The organism is Halostella limicola, assembly GCF_003675875.1.
GTDB classification, from domain to species: Archaea; Halobacteriota; Halobacteria; order Halobacteriales; family Natronoarchaeaceae; genus Halostella; species Halostella limicola.
This window is the reverse complement of the sequence record NZ_RCDI01000002.1, coordinates 642060-665858: the sequence shown is the minus strand read 5'-3', so window position 1 is coordinate 665858 and position 23799 is coordinate 642060. Positions and strand designations below refer to the sequence as shown.

The window sequence follows — 23799 nt, the reverse complement described above, 5'->3', positions numbered from 1 at the left end:
CTATCACCGCTTCACCTGTACGGCCACAAACATTATCTCCAGTAGAGGATATCTCTATCTGTCACCACCCTACCCCCTCAGCATCCACCCCACCCACCTGAGACACGATGACGCTGCTGATGGTTCGGTTGATAGCCATCTCGGGTGGTGACGCCCCCATTCCTACGTTGCGAGAGATTGACACGTGATCCTCGACGACGGCTGGCAAGCATGACGATCGCTCGTCACAGTCGGGGAGCGAGCAGTTGAGCGTGTCAGAGGTTCGCCTGTGGTCTCTCGCGGGCGCTCCGCATTTCCACACTCGGCGGCACACGCCGCAAACAGACACTTTACCGGGTGTGTGGGCGTTCGTGGGGGCCGAGTGTGGACCGTTTCTCAGGGCGAAGTTCGAGCGCGAAGGCGCAGGAGTGAGGCGCTCTACGCGGCGATAACGGCCTATCTGGATGTCGGTCCGCTCGTCGCTACAGGGCTGTGTCTCACTGTAGATCCGGAAATCGCCCGACGGCAGCCGTGTGTGAGACGGCAGTCATCCGGACGCACGATCTCCGGGATGTAGGACAGTCAGGTATCGCCTCCGCGATCAGACCGTTTTCGTCCCCTATAGGGACTGTAACTGCTGTTTTCGTGCAGGCTCTCGCTTGCTGCCCTCCGCGCTCGCCGCGACGGCGGCGTCCACACTTGCTCCAGATTCATCAGAGAGGGTGTTCTTGCGGCCGAAAACGCCGATTGTGAAAGTTCAGGGCTCTCGCAAACGAGACAAGACCTGCGTTAGTTGCCTCTCGTACGATGTGTCTGAGCGTGTAGTGGATACCAGAACAAATTCCAACTGGTGCCTGCTTCGAGGGAGTTACGCTACCTCACATACTCCGTCCCACTGGAACCGTCTGTTTCTGCCCGCGGCTGGTCGCGGTCGACGCTGGTGGTACGGGCGGCGACCGGAACGACCGCCACGCCGTGATGTAGGGTCCGGCATTCGAACGACGTTCGACACAACAGCGGCGTCGAACGCTCGCGGCGCCGTCCAGATTCTTCGCTCGGCCGCCCAGCACGTCGGCGACCGCGGCCAGTTTGCGGCCGGCGTCGTCGATGCGAACGGCCTGCCGAGTAGAGTGAGTGTACTCCTCACAACTGGTGAATTGGAGGGAAAACGCGGAGTCCGTATCTTCCGAGAACGCCGGCCGAATGAAGACTTATCCGACTGACGTTCCGTACTATTGCGCGTATGAGTGAACGAGCTGGGTCTCCTGACCCGGTATTCTGGGGTGACATTGATGACGCCGAGGCCCTCGGGCGTTATCGGTCGCTCATGAGGGCGATCGACGATGGAATCTACCAACTCGATGCTGATGGTCGATTCGTTGCGGTGAACGACAGTATCGTCGAGCTAACGGGATATGCACGTGGAGAACTTCTCGGCGAACACGTCTCTCTGTTGGTCGACAACGACGACTCGACCGCTGAACCGCTCCTCGCGAAACCGACCGATCAGAGCAGAGAGTTCGAGGTCGCTGTACAGACTGCCGAGGGAGACCGAGTTCGTTGCGACGTGCGGGTCACCCCGCTCGAATCGGACGGCACGGTGCAGGGAACCGTCGGTATCGTTCAATCTACCACCGACTGCAGGCGACCGGATCAGCCTCTGGGAAACCCCGCCCAGCGGCAGAACCGTGGGCCGACTACCGAGTGCGAACGGAAGCTCCGTGAGACGGAAACTCGACTCGAAGTTGCCAAGTCCGTCGGGTCTGTCGGCACGTGGTCATGGGACGTTCGAGAAAACGTTGTGACTGCGGACGAACGTCTCGCTGAACCCTACGGCACGGCCCCAGAGGAGATCACTGCGGGCGTACCGATAGAGGAATTCTTCGCCTCGGTTCACGAGGCGGACCAGGAACGGGTGTGGAACCGACTCGACGAGGCGGTCGAGGAGGCGGGTGAGTTCGAAGCCGAGTACCGCATTACTGACGCGAAGGGCGAGACGCTGTGGGTGGTGTCCCGTGGCGAGGTCGAGTGTGACGGCAACAGTGAACCGTACCGGCTAATCGGTGCTACCGCTGACGTCACTGAACGCGAGGAAGTAGAGGCAGCGTCGAAGCGAGCGTCGTCCGAAGCCGAGGCCGAGGAGCAGAACCGGCTCTACGAGACGATCATCTCCAGCACGCCCGATCTCATCTACGCCTTCGACCTCGATTACCGCTTCACGTTCGCCAACGACGCGGTGCTGGAGATGTGGGGCCGAACCCGTGAGGAGTCCATCGGCAAAACGCTACGGGAGATCGGCTACGAGCCGTGGCACGCGGAGATGCACGAGTGTGAGATCGACGAGGTCATCGAGACGAAAGAGCCGGTTCGCGGCGAGGTCGCATTCCCACACGCCGAACGCGGCCGTCGCGTCTACGAGTACATCTTCGCACCGGTGCTCGACGACGACGGCGACGTCGAAGCCATCGCCGGGACGTCGCGCGACGTCACTGAACGCAGGCAGGCCGAGGAGAAACTCCAGAAGAGTAAAGAACGATTCCGCGCGCTGGTCACTGCCAGTTCGGACGTGGTGTATCGCATGAGCCCCGATTGGAGCGAGATGCACGAGCTCAAGGGCAAAGAGTTCCTCGCCGATACGGACGAACCGACCAGAGACTGGCTCGATAAATACATTCATCCGGACGAACAGCCGCGAGTCAAGGAGGCCATTGACGAAGCAATCCAGACGAAGAACACGTTCGAGTTGGAACACCGCGTGGAACAGGACGACGGGAGCATGGGCTGGACGTTCTCGCGTGCGGTACCGATGCTGAACGAGGACGGTGAGATCGAGGAATGGATCGGAATGGCGAGCGATATCACCGATCGGAAGGAGTACCAGCGCAAGCTGGAGGAGTCCAACGAGCGCCTCGAACAGTTCGCCTACGCGGCCTCCCACGACCTGCAAGAGCCCCTGCGGATGGTCACGAGCTACCTCCGGTTGCTCGAGCGCCGGTTCGGCGACACCCTCGACGAGGACGGCGAGGAGTTCCTCGAGTACGCGGTCGACGGGGCCGAGCGCATGCGCGATATGATCGACGCCTTACTCGAGTACTCGCGGATCGAAACGCGAGGCGAGCCGTTCGAGCCCGTCGACCTGAACGAGATCCTTGAGGACGTGCTCGCGGACCTTCAGGTCCAGATCGTGGAGAGCGGCGCCGAAGTTACGGTCGAGGAACTTCCCCACCTTGAGGGCGACGCCAGCCAGCTCCGGCAGTTGTTCCAGAACCTGCTCGACAACGCGATCACGTATAGCGGCGACGAGCCGCCGCTGATCCACGTCGACGCAGATCGACGCAACGACGAGTGGGTGATCTCGGTCGAAGACGACGGCATCGGTATCGAACCCGACGATCAGGAGCAGGTATTCACGGTCTTCGATCGACTCCACAGTCGCGAGGAGTACGACGGAACAGGCATCGGCCTCGCGCTCTGCCAGCGTATCATCGAACGCCACGGTGGTGAGATATGGGTCGAGTCCGAACCCGGCGAGGGAGCGACGTTCTCGTTCACGCTCCCAGCCGATAGTGAACACGATCTATAGACGGCCGTGTGAACCGATTTTGCCCACTTCTCTCCGTCACTACCGTCCAGAATTAGCTGAGAGGTAGCGATGCATATCGATCACTACGACTGCAACGATTCAACCACGCAGATTAGCTATAAATATTCCTGTACCGCCACATCGATAGACGCAAATGGCGACCGATCGAGTCCATTTCGTGGATGTATTCGCGCAGGGGAAGTACACGGGAAACCAACTGGCGGTCGTTCGTGAAGCATCGAATCTGTCTACTGATGAGATGCTCGCTTTCACCCGCGAGACGAACTTCTCCGAAGCGACATTCATCGAATCATCCGACACGACAGAGGGCGCATACGATGTCCGGATCTTTGACCCTGCTGAGGAGATCCCCTTCGCCGGCCACCCAACACTCGGAACGGCATTCGTAATCCGTGAATACCTCCGAGACGATCGCCCGGAGGAAGTCGTGCTTAACCTCGACGTCGGCCAGATCCCCGTTTGGGTCGAAAACCACGACGGCGGCGAGATCTACTGGATGCGACAAATTCAGCCGACATTCGATGACGAGTTCTCCCCGGGCCTGTTCGCAGATATTCTCGGTCTCGACACGGCGGATATCGATGACTCCCATCCGATCAGACTCGTCTCGACGGGTCTTCCCACCGTCGTTGTCCCCTTGACCTCTCTCAGCGCCGTCGAACGAGCCGAGACGCAACTGGAACCGTACTATAATCGGCTCATCGACCCCTACGGCAACTTGAACGTGCTCGTGTTCTCTACTGAGACGTCTGAGGACAACGACCTGCATGCCCGTGTATTCGCTGACTGCGCTGGTGTCCCAGAAGACCCCGCGACAGGCTCCTCGAACGGTTGCCTTGCTGCCTACCTCGTCAAGCACAACTACTTCGACACGGATGAGATCGAGGTCACTGTCGAACAGGGCTACGAGATGGATCGACCATCACTCCTCCACCTTCGAGCGTCAAAATCGCCAGGCGGTATTGGTGTCGAAGTCGGTGGGCGCGTGCGTTCTGTCTTAGATGGACGACTTCAATAAACACGAAGTACCGATGTAATAGCGTTTTACCTGAACCAACATGAACACATCGTGGGTTCCGAGATGAGTGAACGCTCTGTATCCAGCACGCGATTTATGACAAAAATTCGGTAGTTCGGCCAGACGATATGAATACAACGCGCATATTCAGTACTCATATCACCCCTGCAAGGGAGGGCCGGATTGGTACATACAGGTGAGAACGTTACCAGCAGAGCGATTGTCCTATAAATAGTATGTCAAGAGCCGCGTGCTGAATTTAGAGTGTCTATCGGTCATTCCAGTGGATTAAGGCCGACGAATCGTTTCGGGGCTATATTTTCGATGTTAGAGGCTTCTATAGGGTTGTGGAATTTCCCAAAGGCATTCAACAGCGCCTGTGACCATCTCCTCGGGGAGGACGGTATTGGAACTGTAGTGGGACGCGAGCAATCGACGCCCGTTCTGAGAGTGACTGATCTCGTACCCTACGAAGCGTCCACACCCAACCGTGTCTGAGGTTTGAGTTCTGCGTCGGATCTTAGCGTTGTGAGTCGCGGAGGATCAGCGGCTCGATGGCAAGAGTCCGTTTTGCTATGGTGATGATGCGAAGGATGTACGAGACGAACAGCATGAATGGAACGAGCGTCACCGCAAACGCACCGCCCACGACGAGGATGATGTGATCGAGACCGAGTGTGCTTCCTGGGAACGTCTCCGCATCGACGATTGCGACCATGATACCCGCAACGGCCAATGCCGGGACTGCAGCATAGAGAATCATCTGAGACAAGTCGATGAGTGCCCACTGGAAGTACAGCGTCTTGATGTGTTCGCGCGCCGGACCAAACAGAGACAGCGCTGTTTTGAGGTCGTCAAGCAAGCCGCGTTCTTCCTCATTGAGGCTCTCTTCGTATTTGTTCGTAAGGCGTTCAACTTGGAATATTTTCCAGCCATAGTTGAAGTCTAGTGCAGCGAATAACACATTAAACGAGCCGAACTGGGCATCCTCAAGTTGGTCATCCACCGTATCAGCGTTCCCAGTGACGCTTTCAGTGAATTCATCGACCTCTTCTCGGAGGTTCTCGTTATCATTCTTGTTAATAGACTCTCGAAGAGCCGTCGTCCGTTGTGCCGTGGTTTCGATGATCTGCCGGAGGAATTCGGATGGATCGGCAGGACTCGGAGATCCGATTAATTCTTCAGTATAGTCCCGGAAATCCATCGAACTGGACATACGCTCGCGTTGATCGCCGAGCGGGCCGTTCTCTTGGGAGAGGACGAGCTGACCGATCGTGACGACGAGTGTCGTCCCAGTCACGATGACCGAGATCATCGTCGAGAACATCGTCTCGATCATGTCGCCGGACTCGATTTGCTGTGAAAACGGTGGATCGAGAACAGCGACGGTGATGACGAATGCGACGAACATGGCACTGGTCAGGAAGCTGGAGACGACAAATCGGTTCGCGCGAAGCAGCAACCAGAGTTTAATCCGACTCTCGCCTGAGCGCTCACGCATCGTGTTGGCCGTACTGATGTCGGTCTCGTCAGTCATACTGGCTCACCCGATTGGGCAGGTCGCTTGAAAACGAGGTATTTGGTGCCGCCTCCCTCGTAGTCGATCGTCTCCACAAACTCCCAGCCCTCTGCACCGAGTTGATTCAACTCCGCTTTCGGATCCTCTGCTTCTTTTTGGGTCTCATCGCGCGGTGGGCGAAGCGTCTCGTACTCCCAGCGGGTCACTTCTGATTCGGACATCACTCCTAGTAGGAACTACAGTCCTCTATACCCCATCCACCACCGAGGTAGTAGGAACATTTCTGATACGGAATATGGTTTGCTTGGACGCCCAGCAGTACAACGCGCAAGCACTCGGACATCAAAGCGGACAATGGATGGCGAGCACTCCCTCACGCCGCCGGGACGTTCCGACGATAGTCTTGGATTCGATACGAAGCAGTCCTGCTCGGCAAACTCATCGGTGCGTTCGCGCTCGTCAGTCTCGTCCCGTTCACTCTTGTATTCTTGCTCGGTGCTCAGAGTCCAGCTGCGATACTAGCAGTGATCGACCAATTTATCCTCGCCATCGCTGCGGGGATCGTACTTATGTATGTCATCACTCATGGAAGCACCTGTCCGGCGACTGAATCGCATCGTGTTCACCCACCGTTTGAAGCATTCCTACAGTGGTAATCACGAAAACTTGGTGACCGATATGCGCCCTCAATTCAGAACGGCCCTGCCAATATAATTGTTGGCTGTCAGAATCAGCCTCGGGAGGTTAGCACGCTCTACTTCTCAGCTTATTCACGACAGTGGTGACTGAAGGAAGGGTAGAGAAACGGTTCATACAGCAGAGCTACTGCTTGATGATTCCTCCTTCCCGATCTTGTATAAGACTGACTGTCATCACGATTGCGAACCCACTGAGAACGAGTATCCAACCAAGCGGCTGTAGCGGAACAAATAGAAACTCCGTATTCACAGCGAACTCGTTCAAGAGTATCCCCCCAAGGAGAGTCAGCTCGACACCGAATACCGTCTTCAGAAGTGGCGTCACTTGCCGATCGTCATCGATAGATGCCATACGAACCTACCGGGGAAGTGCTACTTGAAACTACGTTAAATGCGCAGCTCTACTTTTCAGCTAATTCATGACGATTGTGACGGGAAGAAGTGGACAAGAGCGGTTCATACAGAGCGATTACTACTCAGGGGCAATTTCAAGAAAAAGGTGGTTTCGTCGCCAGACCAGCGTCAAATGCCTGCTGCCTCAAGAATTGATTATCGGTCTGTCGTGGCTCTTGGTGAGGTTGACTGTCGGCCGCGGGCCTTATAGGCGCTGTACGCGCCGATGATGGTCACTGCGAGACCGACAAGGATGTCATTCCAGAATCCGGCGTCGTTAACCGTTTCCGTGACTCCCGAGTCAGCCCCGAGTACAAACGGAGTGATGATGAGCCACAGCCCGAGGAGTGCAGCAAGTCCTGCGGCGGCGACATTACCGAAGCGCTCGTCCGCGCGGCGACTGTAGTTGTATCCCCCGAGGGCGAGCAGTGCCGCCCCGATGATGACGTCGCTCCAGAATTGGGTTGCGACGAGGTCGAAAACCACTGCCTGCACGATCATCCACAACCCGAGAAGGGCAACGAGTGCTGAGAGCCATTTTCCGTCTTCACGCGGATTCGGGTCGTACTCGTCCGTATCCCGTGGTTGGTCGTAGTCGGTGTCTGTATGTTCGTTACTCATTGTATAACTCCATCTCCTAATAGCGTGCAGACAGGGAAGACAGCGCGCCCATAATACTGAGGTGTGCGAAATGGGTGAGAGATCTCAGCCAGCATCGGGCGAGAGGAAATCCACCGTGTTGACGCAGACCGAGTTCTAAACTATTTATCCGAGAGCTCCTGGAGAGACAGCCGCGACGGCTTGTGAACGCCTCTCAGTTCTGCCATCTGGCCCACGCCTTTTCCCTGTCGCTCCCCGAATACTCACGTAACGATGAGACGCCTAAGAGGACCAACTGAATCAGAGGCCGAGATGGATAGACAGCTTCGAGAGAAGGTGACAGACGCAATGCGGAAGTCGAACGATAAGATCGTTGAGAGCAAGTCGGCAAACAAATCGCGAGGAGGGGGGATGTTACGGTTGATGCTGTTCATTGGCAGCGCACTCACGGTTGTCTACTTGCTGCGAAAGTCGCAGAAGCCGACTGAAGAACTTCAGAACGTAGCGAGCGAGACCGCCGACCAGACCAAGCACGTGACCGAACAGGCCGCCGAGACGATCGAAGAGAACGGTGAGACTGTGGCCGAGCGCGTCGAAGAAGACTCGCAAAAAGCTGCTGAACAGGTGCAAGAGACGGGCGAGAACGCCGCTGAAAAGACCGAACAGGCCGGTGAGACGGCCGCCGAGAAAGCGGATGAAAGTAGTAGCAGTTCGTCAAGCAGCTAATCCGACGGCGAAGGCTGGTTCCGGCACGTAATCTGGTTCCTTCTGTATACCACGCTCACTTCTTGACGGTTAGTTCGCAGCTCTACTTCTCAGATAATTCGGGGCAGTAGTGACGGAAAGAAGTGGACAAGGTCGGTCCATACAGGGAACGAATTTACCGGTCTGTCTCTTTCCAGTCGTCCGTATCCCCTTCCCGGAATTCACCCTTGGCATGGCGCTCATGGGGCCAGAAGGTGACGCCCAGCAGTACGACGTAGAACACACCCACAACGGCAACCACAGCAATCCCGGGGATACGGGCGATTCCAGCGGTTGTCAGCCAGTCTTGGCGCGGTGCGAACGCGGTAATCCTGAAGGCCCATGCGACCAATAGGACACTGAGCAGAGCAAGGTACACACTCCGAAGCCGGTTTGCGAGTGCTTCGTATAACGAGACTTTCAGCGTCGGCCTGCGATAGTCCCTGCTCAGTTCCGCTCGCCAGTCGTGACTTTCGACACCCTCGGACGGATCGAGGGCGTTTGCGAACAGGTTCTCTTGGATGACTCGAGTACGAGAGCGAAAGACATCGTAGTCCCGGTACCGCCGTGCTTCGATGCTCAGAAAGATGGTGACGACAACGATCCCGATCAGCAAAATATAGTGTGGGTTATCGGTACTCGAAAACGCCCACGTGAGAATTGCTGCCATCAGCGTCACCGCCCATGTCGTTGTCTCGTCAAGGCGCTGCCGCCACGTCCCCACTCGGTCTATCTCTCCGCGATAGGCGTGAGCCATCACCGAACCGAGTCCCGTACTGTCGTCAACCATTTCGCGGCCAATCTCCCGTTGGTCTGGTGCTGTAGGGTCGAACTCGTCACTACTCGAATCGCTCATAGAGGATAGACATCCCCTCGCTGTATAAGCGGGTATGATGACGTCGTGACCTGAGTGTCATGTACTGGAGAACATCGAGCAATACGCAGTTCTACTTTTCAGCTTCTTCACGAGAGAAGTGACTGAAAGAAGCGTAGAGAACCGGTTCCTCCAGAGCGTGTATTTACCGAACAGCCTTCGGTTGCTCCGGTAGACTCGGCCGAATGAATCACTTATTGATTTGTCTTTTTCACAGCAGAGGATATTAATTGGACCGGGCAAACCCATCTGAACGCTACCAATACTCACAGTACCCAAAAGTACTCATGCTGCTTGCTTCACGTTCAGATATGCCTGAACCGGTCTTTCTGGAGGGTGACAGCGGAACCCTTCGTCCAGTCGAAGAGTCTGGCGATGATTGTCCTTCAAATGTATGAACGCTGCAGGCTCTGTTCGACCGCCTTACGATCGGCGCTTCTGGCAACCACTGGTAGAGTTTGTACATATAATACAACATAGAACACGTATTCAGTACGGTAAAAACCCAAAATCCAGAGTTCCGGAATCGTTAGTCTCGGAGCGCCTCTTATCGCTGTCTCGTGAACGGGATACAGCTAATCGGACAGGTTCACGACAGACCCGATGACCAGTTGATCGGCGTTCCTTTTTCACTCTTTCTTGCAGAATTGTGTTTTGCGTGCATTACTTACGGCTATGGCAACTATATCGTACTGATGAACGCCAGTTTGCTCGTGTTCCTTCAGATGGGGGACGGAATGGGGCCGGGAGGATGGGGATTCGGCTACGGATTCGTCGGCCTCGCCGTGATGTTGCTGGTCTTCGGCACGGTCGTCTACCTCCTTGCACGTGCCCTCGGCGGCGGAAACAGTGGGGGAGCTGCGGACCGAAGCGGGACCGCCGCCCGCAGTCGTTCGCCCAGTGACGAGGACACGGCGCTCGCCGAACTTCGGGAGCGGTACGCCCGCGGCGAGATCGACGACGAAGAGTTCGAAAAGCGCGCTCAGCGACTCCGCAGTGACTCCAATTCCGTCGAATGACTGGGGAGAAAACCTCGAAACGCCGGACGTTACTCCAGTCGCTGGGCAGTCTCGGCGTCGCGTCGCTCGCAGGTTGCGTGTCCGACTCCCTTCTGGGAAACGACGAGAACGGCGATCGGGGGCGTCGAGGCGCGACCGACGGCGAGGTCACGCCTCGACCTATCCCCTCCGGCCCGGCCGACGAGAACGTCCGACTCACCGCGAAGCAGGGGGCGGTCCAGCCCGGTGGCGACTCGGGAACCGAGACATGGCTGTACGACGAAAAGTTTCCCGGGCCGGAACTGCGAATTCCAGAGGGTAACGTGTTACAGGCGGACGTGACGAACCAGCTTCCCGAAGGGACGACAGTTCACTGGCACGGCATCCCCGTTCCGAACCCGATGGATGGCGTGCCGGACGTGACGCAGGACCCCATCTCGAACGACCAGACGGACACTTACAAGTACCGGGCCGAGCCGGCCGGAACCTACTTCTACCACAGCCACGTCGGCCTGCAGTTCGACCGCGCGCTCGTCGGTCCGCTGATCATCGAGGAAGAATCACCCCACGTCGAGTATGACCGTGAGTACACGGTTTTTCTCGACGACTACCTCGACGAGGCGCCCCGCCTGCCATCGAGTCTCCCTGGCGGCGGTCCCGGCGGTGACGGTGGCGGGCCCGGCGGTGGCGGTGGCGGTCCGGGCGATGGTGGCGGTCCCGGCGGTGGCGGCGGCGGTGGCGGTCCCGGTGGAATGGGCGGCAGGGACGGCAGGGGCGGGATGGGCGATCATCGACCGCCCTACGAGGGCATGCTGATGAACGGTCAGCTCCCGTCCGACGCGCCTACCTTCGAGCTAACGGAGGGCGAGCGCGTCCGGTTCCGGTTCGTCAACGGGAGCGGCGCGACGACGTTCCGCGTGCGACTGGCTGGCCACCGGTTCTCGGTCACGCACGCCGACGGTCGACCCGTCGAACCGGTCGCGGTCGATGCCTTCGACCTCGGGACAGGGGAGCGCTACGACGCAGTAGTTGAGGCCGACAGTCCGGGTTCGTGGGAACTCCGGGCGGACCCAGTAGACGGCGACGAAACCTCTGCCCTCGGCGTAGTCCAATACGGGGAGAGCCAGTCGGGGTCGCCCCGAAGTCCATCCGCGGACAGTCGCCGACTCCAGTACGGCGACCTCCGGGCGCTAAATCCAATTCAGGGGATCAGCGGGCGACCCGACCGGTCCTTCGACCTCACGCTGTCGGGCAACATGGGCGGAAGCTACGAGTGGTACATCGACGGGCAGGCCTACCCCGACGCTGACCCGCTCCGCGTGTCGACGGGTGACCATGTCCGCATCCGGATGGTCAACCGCAGCCCGGTCGTCCATCCGATGCACCTCCACGGTCACTTCTTCCAGGTGGGTGACGCCGTGAAGGACACCGTTCGCGTCCCGCCACGTATGGGCGAGGTCGTCCTCGACTTCGTGGCCGACAACCCTGGCGACTGGCTGTTCCACTGCCACAATATCTACCACCTCGAAGCCGGAATGGCCCGCGTCCTCACTTACGAGTCCTGAGCGCCCCGCTGCTCCAGTGCCGTCGTCAGTCTCCGGCCGATGTCGTAGTCGGCGGCCGTCGAACGGTGTACTCCTGCAAGGGAGATCCGAATTGGTACATACAGAGGAACGAGGTAACACATCGGTCAGCTATTTGTCAAATAGCTGTCAGGACAGGCGTGCTGAATACAGAGGGTACATTCATCGCTATCGTTCTTCCTGAGCAACGGTGGAGTTCGCCACGAAGGTGTCCGGATGGAGTCGGTCGGCCCCCTCCCGATACGATTCTATCTTTTCGATGGCCCAGTTTCTCACTGCCTCACGTTCGCTTTTCACAAATGGGTGTCCTCTTTTGCCGAGGACGACCGTTTCGTCGAACACGAACACATTACACGGAATGTCTCCGTCGTAGACGTAGACGTTGGCGCCTGCATTGATATACTCTCGCCATCTGGGGAGTCGCTCTGGATGGTCACGTAGCGTATCAAGTTCGCCCCTGGTTATCACGTGTTCCGTGGTCAGGCGACCGTCAACGACGGCATCCCGCATCCGGATCTCGAACGCGACCGGAGGTGCGAGACGGACGAGGCATTGGAACTCGGATGCCCCCTGGAGTCGTTCGGTCAGGAACGATGCTGGCGCAAGTGGGTTGTTCGGTGACTGCCCAATGAGAGTGGCATCACTGAAGTGTTCCAATGGTATCTCCTCCAGCGGTAGCCATGTGACGACGTCATCGAGTCGCCGGATCGTCTCCATCGTTCGAACGAACGGTGCCAGTTCCTCGACGACGAGTTTTCCAGTCACTGTAGCTCCGTAGTCTCCATCGGAATTCCGCTTGGCCCAGCCACGGTCTTCCAATTCGGAGAGGATCCGCCGTAGAGTCGATCGGGACGTCTCCGTCCGTTCAGTTAGTTCACGTGGGGGATACGCTTCCCGAGATAGCGTTCCGAGAACACGGATTCGGTTGACGGATCGAGCCAGGAAGGCGACATCACTCAGGGCCTCCTCGGGCACGTCCTCGGATCCGGAGATCATGGCTTAGTGATCCATGTTAACTCGTATCAAATCTTACGCCGTAGAAGCCCGGCCACGGTGTGAGACATTCCCAGGACGTAGCTACAAGCCCCTCAGCGACCTCGTTCGAACTGCAGTACTACCCAGAACCTAACCATGTCAGCAACCAGCCTTGAGACGGCAACCGTTGAGGCCTTCGATGAACAGCTACGGGGAGCGGTTCTCGAACCAGGGGACGAGGGCTACGATGAGGCTCGAACGGTCTGGAACGCAATGGTCGATAGGAAACCTGCGCTCATCGCGCGGTGTTCGGGTACAGCTGACGTCATGGCTGCGGTTGACCTCGCCCGGGACCTGGACCTGCTGCTTTCCGTCAAGGGGGGCGGTCACAACGTCGCCGGAACGGCAGTGTGCGACGACGGTCTGATGATCGACCTCTCGCCGATGAACAGTGTCCGTATCGACCCGGAGACACAGACCGCCCGCGTCGGTGGGGGCGCTACGTGGGGTGACTTCGACCACGAAGCCCAGCGGTTTGGACTCGCCACCACGGGCGGAATCATGTCCGAAACGGGCGTGGCCGGACTCACCCTCGGGGGTGGTCTCGGCTGGCTCGATCGAACGTACGGTCTCGCCCACGACAATCTACGGTCGGTTGACCTTGTAACCGCTCAAGGCGAACTCGTGCACGCAAGTGAGGACGAGAATCCAGACCTGTTCTGGGGCGTCCGTGGCGGTGGCGGGAATTTTGGCGTCGTCACGTCCTTCGAGTTCGAGCTCCACGAGGTCGGTCCCGAGGTGTTGGCCGGGCCGATCGTCTATCGATACGAGGACGCCGCGGAGGTCCTCCGGTTCCATCGTGATTTCATGTCCGATGCACCGGATGAGGTTCAGTGTATGGCGATTTTCGTAAAGGGCTCACCGACGCTGGGGCTTCCTGAACCGCTTCTCGGCGAAACCGTCCTCATTCTGCTGCCCGTCTATTCGGGCTCGATTGAGGAAGGCAAGGAGGCGCTCCAACCGGTTCGGGACTTCGGCGATCCGATCGTGGATCTCGTTGCACCGATGCCGTACACGGAGTTACAACAGCTACTTGACGACCAACATTCCAGTGGCTACCGCTGGTACTGGAAGTCGCGCCACTTCCGGGAGATCACCGATGGTGCTATCGAGACCATAGTGGAGTATTGCCATTCAGACGCGCCGTTCTTCGCCGTGTTCAACGAATGGATGGAGGGGGCGATCAGTCGGGTCGGTGCTGACGAGACTGCCTTCCCCCACCGCGATAAGACGAGCTTGTTGACTGCGGAAATGCGGTGGACGGACCCCGAGCGGGACGATGAACACGTCTCCTGGGCCCGGGATTTCCACGAGGCTATGGCCGAGTATGGGGTAGCTGACGTGTACGTGAACTTCATGGACCGCGATGAAGAGGAGCGAATCCCGAATGCATATGCCGAGAAGTATGAGCGGCTTCGGGAGCTCAAATCCGAGTGGGATCCGGAGAATCTATTCCGGATGAATCAGAACATCGAACCGGCTGACTGATATTCAGGTAGTTATCGGTCCTGTAGATAATGTCTCTGTGTGGCACAGAATATGTGCTCTATATTTAGCACGACGTTCCTGACAGAGGCTGGGGAATAGACGCTTTGCTGTTACGACATCCTCTGACCGCCCGATTCGAGTAACTCGATCGGGTGATTGGTCCTATGCTGCATTCGCCCCCTGTATTCAGCACGGCGCTGTCAATATATGGCTGTCAGAATTAGCCACGTGAGGTTCGTATCTCTACCTCTCAGATAATTCGGGACGGTGGTGGCGGAAAGAAGTGGGCAAGGTCGGTCCGTCAGGCCAAGGGTATAACAGCACTGAAGCCGATAAATTCCCGCACGACTATGCTCGCGGAAGACCGCGGTATTGGCGTCACCGAGGTGCTTCATGCGTCGGCGACGGACCCAGTTCTCGTACTCTTTGCACTGCTTACGCAACTCGGCGACGTTTGGTTCCTCTTTCTGCTAGGTGGCGTGCTCTACGTCGCTGGCGACGAGTTTCCGCGGTGGGGGATCGATCGACGGCGTGGCCTGTTCGTCCTTGGACTCCTGCTCACGTATGTCGCCCTCATTGGGGTACTCAAGGAGTTTTTCTTGCTCCCCCGTCCACCAGGAGCGAGTGATCCACCCGTCGTTCAATGGATTCCGTCTGTCCTTCAGGGGGTGTTCACTAGTATCACGACGGGAGAGGGGCCAGGGTTTCCGAGTGGTCATGCCCTCGGGAGTACGATGGTGTGGGGTGGATTTGCGCTCGTCGTTGTGGAGGACGAACTGTCGCGCGTGTGGCTCGGACTCGCGGGCGTTGTCGTCGGTATTGTCTCGGTCTCGCGGCTCGTCCTGGGGGTCCACTACCTCGTAGATATCGTGGCTGGAGCCGGTCTTGGGCTGGTGGTACTGGGGGTGCTGTACGTGATCGCCGACTGTGGCACCGCTCCCGGTCAGGTGCTCCTCGTTGCTGTGGGGATCGGGGTGTTGGGGTTGCCACAAGGGGTCTCCTTCGAAAGCGTGGCCGCGCTCGGAAGCGCCGTTGGCGCATGGCTCGTTTGGCATGGCATTGCCGATTCAACGCCAGCCCATCCATCGAACCGCCGAGAGGTCGGTGCTGGATTCGCCATCCTTGGACTCGCGGGCGGTTTCTTTGCACTCCTGTATGCTCTCAAGCCACCACTGATAGTCACGTTTTGTGGCTCCATGATAACCGTCGGTGGTGCTGTTATCGCCCCACTGGCCGGTGAGAAACTCCTCGACCGGTGAGGTGCTTGGCCATTTAGTTGGGAGAGGGTCGTGTCCATGAACGACCAATACGCGTCTCTACCTCTCAGCTAATTCGGGACGGTAGTGATGGAAAGGTGTGAGAAGATCAGTATATACAGGGGGAAAGAGATAACAGGCCGGTCGGCAATCTACCGGTATCTGTCAGGAATGGCCTGCTGAATATAGAATGTGTATTTGGAACGGGCCTCCTTGCGGACGGAAACCTCCTCCCCCCGGTTTACCAGTAAAAGCGTGGTTTCAGAACTCAGAATTCATAGCACGCGATCTCGGTCGCGCCACAAGAGGATCATTCCTCCGTCTTTTCATCAGGAGTCGCCCCACAGACCCAGTACTAGCACAGTAGTGAATGTTGGCCTTCCACTATATTCCGAATTCGGCTAAAAATCACACTCGTAATTTTGCTTTCCTCTCCTCATTATAAAAACTCTTTCACGATACCGGAAATAGTATATACACTCTTAAGAGATAGCGAACATACCGATCAGTATGAACTCTCCCTGTGACGCTGGCGACCGAGACCTACTCGCTCACGTTCTTCTGCCGGTTGCCCACGAGAAAGACGCTCTCGCCACAGCGACTGAACTCGAGCCGTATCAACCCGAGCATGTGACCGCTCTCCACGTGGTTGAGAAAGGTGAAGGCGTTCCAGACAAAACGCCGATCGAGCAATCAGAACAGGTGGCGGAAGAATCGTTCGACGCCGTCCGGAGAGTGTTCCCCGACGCTGACGACCACACTGCATATGGCCGAGATATCGTTGCCGAGATTTTCGAAGCCGCTGACGAAGTTGGCGCAAGCGCCATCGCATACCGCTCCCGTGGCGGAAATCGTATCATGCAGTTCCTCACCGGCGATCTCTCTCTGAAACTGGTCACAAAGGCGGACTGTCCTGTAATCGCTCTCCCGCGTGTGGACTCCGACGAATGAGCGACGAAGAATTGGCCAAAGACCTCGGTCTCGTGTCGGCCATGACCATCGGTATCGGGACGATGATTGGAGCCGGCATTTTCGTCCTGCCTGGAGTCGCCGCGAACGCGGCGGGACCGATCGTCGTCGTCTCGTTCGTCGTCGGTGGACTGATCGCGATGGTGAACGCGTTGTCGGTCTCCGAACTCGGGACGGCGATGCCGAAGGCTGGCGGTGGTTACTACTACATCAACAAGTCACTTGGCCCGATGTTCGGTTCCATCGCTGGGATGGGCGATTGGATGGGATTGGCGTTCGCCTCCGCGTTCTACTGTATCGGATTCGGACAATATCTGGCTGTCTTCGTCTCGTTACCCGAAGTCGCTTTTCTCAACCCCATCCAGATCGGCGCACTCATCGCGGGCGCGATCTTCGTCGGAGTCAACTACATCGGAGCGAAGGAGACCGGCGGCGTCCAGACAGTCATCGTGTTCATACTCCTCTCGATTTTGACCGCGTTCGCCGTGGCGGGCTTTGCGTCGTTCGACTACGCAACACTCTCCGATGAAGGCGGCCTCGCGCCGTACGGATCCGGGGCAATTCTCCCGGCAACAGCACTCGTGTTCGTCTCCTTCCTCGGATACGCCAAAATCGCAACTGTCGCCGAGGAACTGAAGAACCCAGGACGGAACCTCCCTATCGCCATCATCGGGAGTGTCGGCATCGTCACCGTCATCTACGCGATTCTCGTGACGACCATGCTCGGAGTGATTCCCTGGCCCGAGCTCAGCCTTGATGCGCCAGTAGCACAGGCGGCACAAGTTTCGTTCCCCTCGTCTATCGGTCCTGTTAAGGGGGTCGCCGCCGCCGCTGCGGCGGTGATGACCGTCGGTGCGCTTCTAGCGACGGCTTCCTCGGCGAACGCGTCGATCCTTGCCTCCGCACGGATCAACTTCGCGATGGGTCGTGACAAGATCGTTACCAACTGGCTCAATGAGATTCACCCAAGTTACGCGACCCCCTATCGGTCGATTCTCGTGACCGGTGGACTCATCATCGTGTTCATCGCGTTCTTGGGGCGTGACATCGAGGTGCTTGCGAAAGCGGCCAGTGTGCTTCACCTCATCGTGTACGCACTCATGAACGTGGGGCTGATCGTCTTCCGGGAGGCCGACGTGCCCGAGTACGACCCGGATTTCGAAGTTCCGCTGTATCCCATCACTCCGATACTCGGCGCACTACTGTCACTCGGACTCGTCGCCTTCATGGACGCAGTAGAGATTGCCCTCTCGGGGGGATTCGTTATCGCTGCGGTGGTGTGGTACTTCGTCTACGCACGGAGCAAAACCCCACAACAGGGTGTGCTTTCGAACTATATCCGAGGTCGCGAGGAAGAACTACCGGATTCGGTCGTTGAGGCTGCAAATGTGGTCGCGCCGGTCGGGAACGAGGGGCCGACTATCATGGTGGCGCTGGCGAACCCGCGAACCGAAAGTGCTCTCATCACCCTTGCCGGTGCACTCGCACAACACAAAGGCGGACGCGTACTTGCTACCCACATCGTCACAGTACCGGATCAAACATCGCTCGAGACTGCTGCCGAGAATAGAGCCCGGATCGATGCCTCCTCGGAAGACCTTCTCAGCGCTGCGAAATCGGACGCAGAGGCATTCGACGTCCCCATTGAGACCAAGACGATTCTCTCACACCGTGGGCTTGAAGAAGTGTTCGACGCAGCACGAACGACCGATGCTGACACGGTCGTGATGGGATACAGTGGGACGCAGTTCGCAGGTGGGCGTGCTGAAGGTACCCTAGACGAACTGACCCACGACTTGCCGTGTGACTTCCTCGTGCTCGACGGTCAGGAACTCGATTACTCCGATGTACTCGTTCCGACTGCTGGCGGACTCTCGTCCGATCTCTCCGCTGAGGTTGCTCATGCGTTGCAGGACACCGTCGGTAGTGACGTGTCACTGCTTCACGTCGTCAATGACGGTGAAAAAGAAGCTGGTCGCGACTTCCTGCGCGATTGGGCGGCCAGTCATGAGTTGTCCGACGCGGAGATACATGTTGAAACAGGGGTCGTTGAGACGGTTATCGGGCGCATGGGAAGCGAGTACAGTTTGGTAATAATTGGGGCGACGGAGCGAGGATTGCTATCGCGCATCGTTCGCGGTTCACTCGTGATCGACACTATCGAGACGCTAGATACACCAGTACTGCTGACTGAACGGCCATCGGAACGTTCCCTTTGGGAGCGGCTATTTAGCCGTAACTGAAATACGTTTCACTCTACCCCATACGAACATCTGTTCCATTTGCCCACTATACGTGTTTGAGGGCTCACTCGATTCCGGATTCTTATATATACGCAGGCTCACTAAGCAGCTATTTCAGTCAGGTGGATGTCAGAAAAGAACATGCCCCCATCACGATAGGTACACCCTCTGTACCTCCGGACGAGCGGATTTGCCGCCAATACAATCCAGTACCCATATTTGTCTGGCACCATTTTCGACAACCGATGCAGCCTTTGGCTGGCATTCTTTCAAAGATCGGCGGACGGCGCGCCATCTTGAGTCTCGGGTGCCTGTATCTCCTGCTTAGTGTTCTGTGGCCGTTCGTGAGGATCTCGAGACCGACTCCCCTGGTGGAGGAACTGATCGTTTCCATCCTGATCGGTGGGGCGGGAATCATTCTCTGTTATTGGAGTTATCGCCTGCCGCAGACTGACATTCGGCCCGAATTCTTCGATACCGTCGCCAGTTGGTGCTTCCGTACAGTCGGAGTGATGGTTGGTATCCTCGTATTCATTGCACTCGCTGCCAATTTGAACGATCCAGCACACAACTTCCTCATCTTGCCGGCGCTTGCTGCCGTCGCTGGCGTTGGCGCAGGCAAGCACGACGCGCGGGCCAAAACACGGACATATACCCTCAAACAGCGTAACGAGGAGCTAGAAGAAACCCAGGCAGAACTCGAAGAAACCGTAGCCCGACTCGAAGAATCCGAGCAGCGATACCGCACTCTTGCAGAGAACTTCCCGAACGGAGGGGTGGGACTACTGGATACCGAACTGCGTCATACGCTCGTTGCAGGTCAAGGCTTCGAGAAGACCGATTTCAGTGCCGCGGACCTCGAGGGTGAACGGGTCCAGGATATCTACTCAGGGGATGTTTTACGGGTCATCGAATCACACTACCGGGCAACACTCAACGGAGAGCCGACCACATTCGAAGTGGACATTCAGGGTCGAACGTTTCAGTTCCGCACACACCCGTTGACCGACGAGGAGAACGACGTCTACGCCATCCTCTCGATGTCCCAGGACATCACCGAGCGCAAGCAGTACGAGGAGAAACTCGAACAGTTAGTCGCCGACCTCGAGGAATCAAACGAACGGTTAGAGCAGTTTGCCTATGCCGCCTCGCATGACCTGCAAGAACCACTGCGAATGGTTTCTACCTACATCCAGCTCATCGAACGTCGGTATGGGGACGAACTCGACGAGGAGGGTCAGGAACTCTTCGAGTACGCCGTGGACGGCGCCGAGCGCATGCGTTCAATGGTCGACGGATTGCTCCAGTACTCCCGAATCGAGACGATGGGCGACGAGTTCGAACCGGTCGATCTCGATGTCGTTTTCGGTGACGTCTGTGAGGACCTCCAAGTGAAGATCGAAGAGAGCGATGCTGAGATAACCGTAGACCAGCTTCCTCGCGTAAAAGGAGATGAAAACCAGCTGCGCCAGGTGTTCCAGAACCTGTTATCTAACGCGATCAAATTCAGCGGTGAGAAACCGCCGCAAGTACACGTCTCTGCCGAGCGGAACGGCGAGAAGTGGAGAGTCTCCGTAGCGGATCAAGGAGTTGGCATAGATTCGGACGATAAAGAACAGATTTTCGAGATCTTTGAGGGGTTGCACAGCGATGGGGAGTATGCAGGGACGGGCATTGGCCTCGCAGTCTGTGAGCGAATCGTCGAACGCCACAGCGGGGAGATATGGGTCGATTCCGAACCCGGTGAGGGGTCGACGTTCTCGTTCACTCTTCCGGTAGTGACTGATTCTGCTTCGTAGATCATCGGTGTAAACCGTTTCTCCTCCCTTCAGTCACTACTGTCGCGAACAGGCGGAAGAGTAGACCCGCGAACTGAACGCCGAGATATCTTGCAGATGCAGCTGACGCTCGTCGAGCCGTGCTGAATTCGGGGCGCGTATCTCGAACGGTGTCTCTCGATCCTCGAAAACGCCCTCGATAACTGTTAATACGGTACGCGGAGAGGCCGCACTCGTGACGCGCGACCTCGTCACTGATGCGAACGAAAACCTGCGGAGTGCCTTCGGCACGCTGGCAGACGAAGCCCAAGCCGGAGAGCTCCGACAGTTCGGGCCGCTCACGGCGGCCTGCACCGGGGTCCCCGTACCGATCTTCAATCGTGTGTTCGTCTTCGACGCCCCGCCCGCTGGTGAGCTTTCAGCGGCAGTCGCATGGATGATCGAGCGGGAGGTTCCGTTCTGGGTCACCGTAACCGAGCCCGTGGTCGAGGACGTCGCGGACCAACTCGCCGACCTCGACCTCGTGAAAGCCGGAGAGCAACCAGGTATGGCGATAGGCTCGCTCGGTGAGATACGACCTCCTGACTCGGCTGTCGATATCGCTGCGGTGACCGGTCCGGACGGACGCGACGACTTCAGCGCGGTTACGGAAGTATGAGGAGAAAGCCCCGTCCTTTAGGGCGGGGATGAATCCGACAGTCGATGATATAAACCACCGACGATAGCACAGTCTGATATTCCCACAGATACTTAAGACAGTTCATCTGATTACAATTGTAATGGTCACGGTGACTGTCACCGCGAAGTTCCACAACCCATCCCTCTCGCGGCGGAAAGAGTGGCAACACGCCTCTCGCCTCTACCGTGACACCAAGCAGTTCTGTATCGAGGGATGGGAGAACGGCAACTTCGGCAAATCCGTGACCACGGCCAGCATCGACAATGACCTCTACTCGGCCATTCAGAACCAAGCCATTCGAGAGGCGAAATCCGACCACAACAAGGACGGGGAAGTTCGCTACCGAGAGAGTCAGCCGTTCGCCGTCAACAACCAGAACTGGGAGATCGACACGACCGAGAACGGCACGGTCGTCGTCGGATTCCCGTGCGTCTCCCAATGGTGGTACACCCCGATAGAGGTGTACGACGACATTGCCGACCCCGTAGACCGACTGGCCGAAGGAGACGCCGACAAGTCTCGTCTACAAGTCTACCGTCGCGGAGATGACTGGTATTGTACGTTCAACATCGAATACGATGCCGACACGGAGGGCGAGACACCCATCGGCGTCGATATTGGCGAACGTCACATCCTCGCTGTGACCGCCTACGGCGAGGACGAGTCGATGCTGGTGTCTGGTGGTGAGGCGAAGTACGTTCGACGCAAATATCGTTCCCTACGCGATTCGCTTTCGGAAGCGGGTGCGCTTCGCGCACGTAACCGTGTGGGTGACAAAGAACAGCGTCGAATCAAAGACCTGAATCACAAACTCTCCCGTCGTCTCATCACGTTCGCGGACCAGTTCGAGAATCCCGTCATTCGGATGGAAGACCTCGAAGGTATCCGTGAGAACAGTTCGTGGTCGGGCGTCCACTCGTGGCACTTCCACCAACTCCAACAGTTCATCGCATACAAAGCCGAACGCGCTGGTATTCGCGTCGAGAAGGTCGATGCGTACCATACCAGCCAGCAGTGTTCGGCATGCGGTTCGATGGGGGTTCGTGATGGTGACCACTTTTCGTGTTCGGAGTGTAGTCGGGAACGCCATGCCGACCTGAACGCTTCGGAGAATATTGCACAACGGGAGGGTGAACCATGCACGGCGTAGCAGTTCGGCTGACGCGAACCGTGCTACCTCGCGGGCTGAAGAACCCGCCGTCGTTGACGCCCGCTGTATGCGGGGAGGAAGGCCACATTGACAGGGCTATACGCGCTGGAAAGCACGTCCTTGGTCACAACTGGACGGCGACCGTTGACGGGGCACGCGAAAGCGTACTTGAACCCCGAGGAAACGCGCAACCTGAATATCCCCTTCGGGGAATCCTCGCCCTTTAGGGCGGGGAGGATGTCAACTACCACCAGTTCGAACCGGTCGACGATCGGTACGGGGCGCCCAGAGCAGGCAATCCCCACCCTGAGCCGACTCGACCTCGAAACCGCTCAGGGGGTGGAACTACGTCGTTGGCGAACCAGCGTACGGACGTGCCCGACCCGACCTCCGACGACTTCGACCACGACTCGCACATGCGCAGGGCCTTCGCGCTCGCTCGCGAGGCCGCCGACCGCGGCGACCGACCGTTCGGTAGCGTCCTCGTCCGCGACGACGCGGTCGTCATGGCCGACTCGAACCGCGTGAACACGGAGGACGACATCCGCCGTCATCCCGAGCTCCACCTCGCGTATCGGGCGTGTCGAGAACTCGACCCCGACGAGCGCGCCGAGACCGTCATGTACACGAGCACGGAGCCGTGCCCGATGTGTGCCACCGGAATGACCAACGCCGGATTCGGGCGGGTCGTCTACAGCGTCGGTAGCGACGAGATCGCCGAGTTCACCGGTGCCGAGTCGCCGGTCAGGTCGGCGGCGATCCTCGACGGCGTCAGTGACGTCGTCGGTCCCGTACTGAACGAGGAGGGGCGCCGGATCCACCGCGACTTCGACTGGTGACTCCGGCGTCCGGGGGAGCGAGACCGACTGACTTGCGACGCGGACGGGCGTCTCGCGACCCGAAGTGAGTCGTTATTAAGTGCCACGAACGGCCAGTAGCCGTATGGTAATTCCGGCACACATCGGCATCGAGCACCCGAACCTCGTCTGGTTAGTTGCTGTCGGGATCGCGACGTTCGCCGCCGGTCTCGGCGTGAACATGTACCGGTCGGACGACGCGGCCGACGCGCTTCAGGAGTCGCCGGCCGGCGACGAACCGTCGGAGTAGCCACGCCGTCCGATCGTCGTCCGCTGCGCGACAGGGCCGCTCCTCGCCTGCGTCGGATCTTCTCCGCATGTGGCTCTCCCGTAT

At 58.0% G+C, this 23799-nt stretch carries 19 protein-coding genes; 14 read left to right on the top strand and 5 right to left on the bottom strand.

Annotation, left to right across the window (positions count from 1 at the left end; all coding sequences use genetic code 11):
• The first annotated feature begins 1222 nt into the window (after nt 1–1222).
• Together D8670_RS11320 and D8670_RS11315 are read left to right on the top strand one after the other, a co-directional pair.
• A complete protein-coding gene (locus tag D8670_RS11320; RefSeq protein ID WP_121818206.1) occupies nt 1223–3562 on the top strand; it encodes a PAS domain S-box protein in 2340 nt (779 codons plus the stop codon).
• A 154-nt stretch (nt 3563–3716) separates the two neighbouring features.
• A complete protein-coding gene (locus D8670_RS11315) occupies nt 3717–4601 on the top strand; it encodes a PhzF family phenazine biosynthesis protein (RefSeq protein WP_121818205.1) in 885 nt (294 codons plus the stop codon).
• Between the two features lie 520 nt (nt 4602–5121).
• Here D8670_RS11315 and D8670_RS11310 read toward each other — a convergent pair.
• The 3 genes from D8670_RS11310 to D8670_RS11295 all read right to left on the bottom strand — a co-directional run bounded on the left by D8670_RS11310 (nt 5122) and on the right by D8670_RS11295 (nt 7832).
• Nucleotides 5122–6138 (bottom strand): DUF7972 family membrane protein, encoded by a 1017-nt coding sequence (locus tag D8670_RS11310; RefSeq protein ID WP_121818204.1) that lies wholly within the window; start codon nt 6136–6138, stop codon nt 5122–5124.
• Complete coding sequence (locus tag D8670_RS11305) at nt 6135–6341, bottom strand: Sp36 family protein (protein WP_012945603.1); 207 nt, start codon at nt 6339–6341, stop codon at nt 6135–6137. Before D8670_RS11305 ends, D8670_RS11310 begins: the two co-directional genes overlap by 4 nt.
• Nucleotides 6342–7367: 1026 nt before the next feature.
• Nucleotides 7368–7832, bottom strand: a complete 465-nt coding sequence (locus D8670_RS11295; protein WP_121818202.1) for an SPW repeat protein — start codon at nt 7830–7832, stop codon at nt 7368–7370.
• A gap of 291 nt (nt 7833–8123) precedes the next feature.
• Between D8670_RS11295 and D8670_RS11290 the strand changes: the two genes are divergently transcribed.
• A complete protein-coding gene (locus D8670_RS11290; RefSeq protein WP_121818201.1) occupies nt 8124–8537 on the top strand; it encodes a hypothetical protein in 414 nt (137 codons plus the stop codon).
• A gap of 154 nt (nt 8538–8691) precedes the next feature.
• Here the strand turns inward: D8670_RS11290 and D8670_RS11285 are convergent, their stop codons facing one another.
• On the bottom strand, nt 8692–9411 hold the full coding sequence (locus tag D8670_RS11285) for a DUF2270 domain-containing protein (protein ID WP_121818200.1): 720 nt from the start codon (nt 9409–9411) through the stop codon (nt 8692–8694).
• Between the two features lie 578 nt (nt 9412–9989).
• Between D8670_RS11285 and D8670_RS11280 the strand changes: the two genes are divergently transcribed.
• Nucleotides 9990–10448 carry an SHOCT domain-containing protein gene (locus tag D8670_RS11280; protein WP_233752227.1) on the top strand — a complete coding sequence of 153 codons (459 nt, stop codon included), beginning with the start codon at nt 9990–9992 and terminating at the stop codon, nt 10446–10448.
• The gene (locus D8670_RS11275) at nt 10445–11992 is read left to right on the top strand and encodes a multicopper oxidase family protein (RefSeq protein ID WP_121818199.1); all 1548 of its coding nucleotides are present in this window, start codon (nt 10445–10447) and stop codon (nt 11990–11992) included. The genes D8670_RS11280 and D8670_RS11275 overlap by 4 nt, the downstream gene beginning before the upstream one ends.
• Before the next feature lie 186 nt (nt 11993–12178).
• Here D8670_RS11275 and D8670_RS11270 read toward each other — a convergent pair whose 3' ends face one another.
• Nucleotides 12179–13006 carry a helix-turn-helix transcriptional regulator gene (locus tag D8670_RS11270; protein WP_121818198.1) on the bottom strand — a complete coding sequence of 276 codons (828 nt, stop codon included), beginning with the start codon at nt 13004–13006 and terminating at the stop codon, nt 12179–12181.
• Nucleotides 13007–13141: 135 nt separating this feature from the next.
• On the opposite strand from D8670_RS11270, the gene D8670_RS11265 reads away from it, so the two are divergent.
• The 9 genes from D8670_RS11265 to D8670_RS20925 all read left to right on the top strand — a co-directional run bounded on the left by D8670_RS11265 (nt 13142) and on the right by D8670_RS20925 (nt 23715).
• The gene (locus D8670_RS11265) at nt 13142–14533 is read left to right on the top strand and encodes an FAD-binding oxidoreductase (protein WP_121818197.1); all 1392 of its coding nucleotides are present in this window, start codon (nt 13142–13144) and stop codon (nt 14531–14533) included.
• A gap of 350 nt (nt 14534–14883) precedes the next feature.
• Complete coding sequence (locus D8670_RS11260; RefSeq protein WP_121818196.1) at nt 14884–15792, top strand: phosphatase PAP2 family protein; 909 nt, start codon at nt 14884–14886, stop codon at nt 15790–15792.
• A gap of 507 nt (nt 15793–16299) precedes the next feature.
• On the top strand, nt 16300–16740 hold the full coding sequence (locus tag D8670_RS11255) for a universal stress protein (RefSeq protein WP_121818195.1): 441 nt from the start codon (nt 16300–16302) through the stop codon (nt 16738–16740).
• Nucleotides 16737–19001 (top strand): amino acid permease, encoded by a 2265-nt coding sequence (locus D8670_RS11250; protein WP_121818194.1) that lies wholly within the window; start codon nt 16737–16739, stop codon nt 18999–19001. Before D8670_RS11255 ends, D8670_RS11250 begins: the two co-directional genes overlap by 4 nt.
• Nucleotides 19002–19246: 245 nt before the next feature.
• The gene (locus D8670_RS11245; protein ID WP_193569350.1) at nt 19247–20800 is read left to right on the top strand and encodes a sensor histidine kinase; all 1554 of its coding nucleotides are present in this window, start codon (nt 19247–19249) and stop codon (nt 20798–20800) included.
• 214 nt (nt 20801–21014) lie between these two features.
• Nucleotides 21015–21437 (top strand): hypothetical protein, encoded by a 423-nt coding sequence (locus D8670_RS11240; RefSeq protein ID WP_121818193.1) that lies wholly within the window; start codon nt 21015–21017, stop codon nt 21435–21437.
• A 121-nt stretch (nt 21438–21558) separates the two neighbouring features.
• A complete protein-coding gene (locus D8670_RS11235; protein WP_121818192.1) occupies nt 21559–22608 on the top strand; it encodes an RNA-guided endonuclease TnpB family protein in 1050 nt (349 codons plus the stop codon).
• A gap of 374 nt (nt 22609–22982) precedes the next feature.
• Complete coding sequence (locus D8670_RS11225; protein ID WP_259370042.1) at nt 22983–23447, top strand: nucleoside deaminase; 465 nt, start codon at nt 22983–22985, stop codon at nt 23445–23447.
• Between the two features lie 103 nt (nt 23448–23550).
• Entirely contained in the window at nt 23551–23715 is a 165-nt protein-coding gene (locus D8670_RS20925; protein WP_162994269.1) for a hypothetical protein, read from the top strand.
• Nucleotides 23716–23799: the final 84 nt, after the last annotated feature.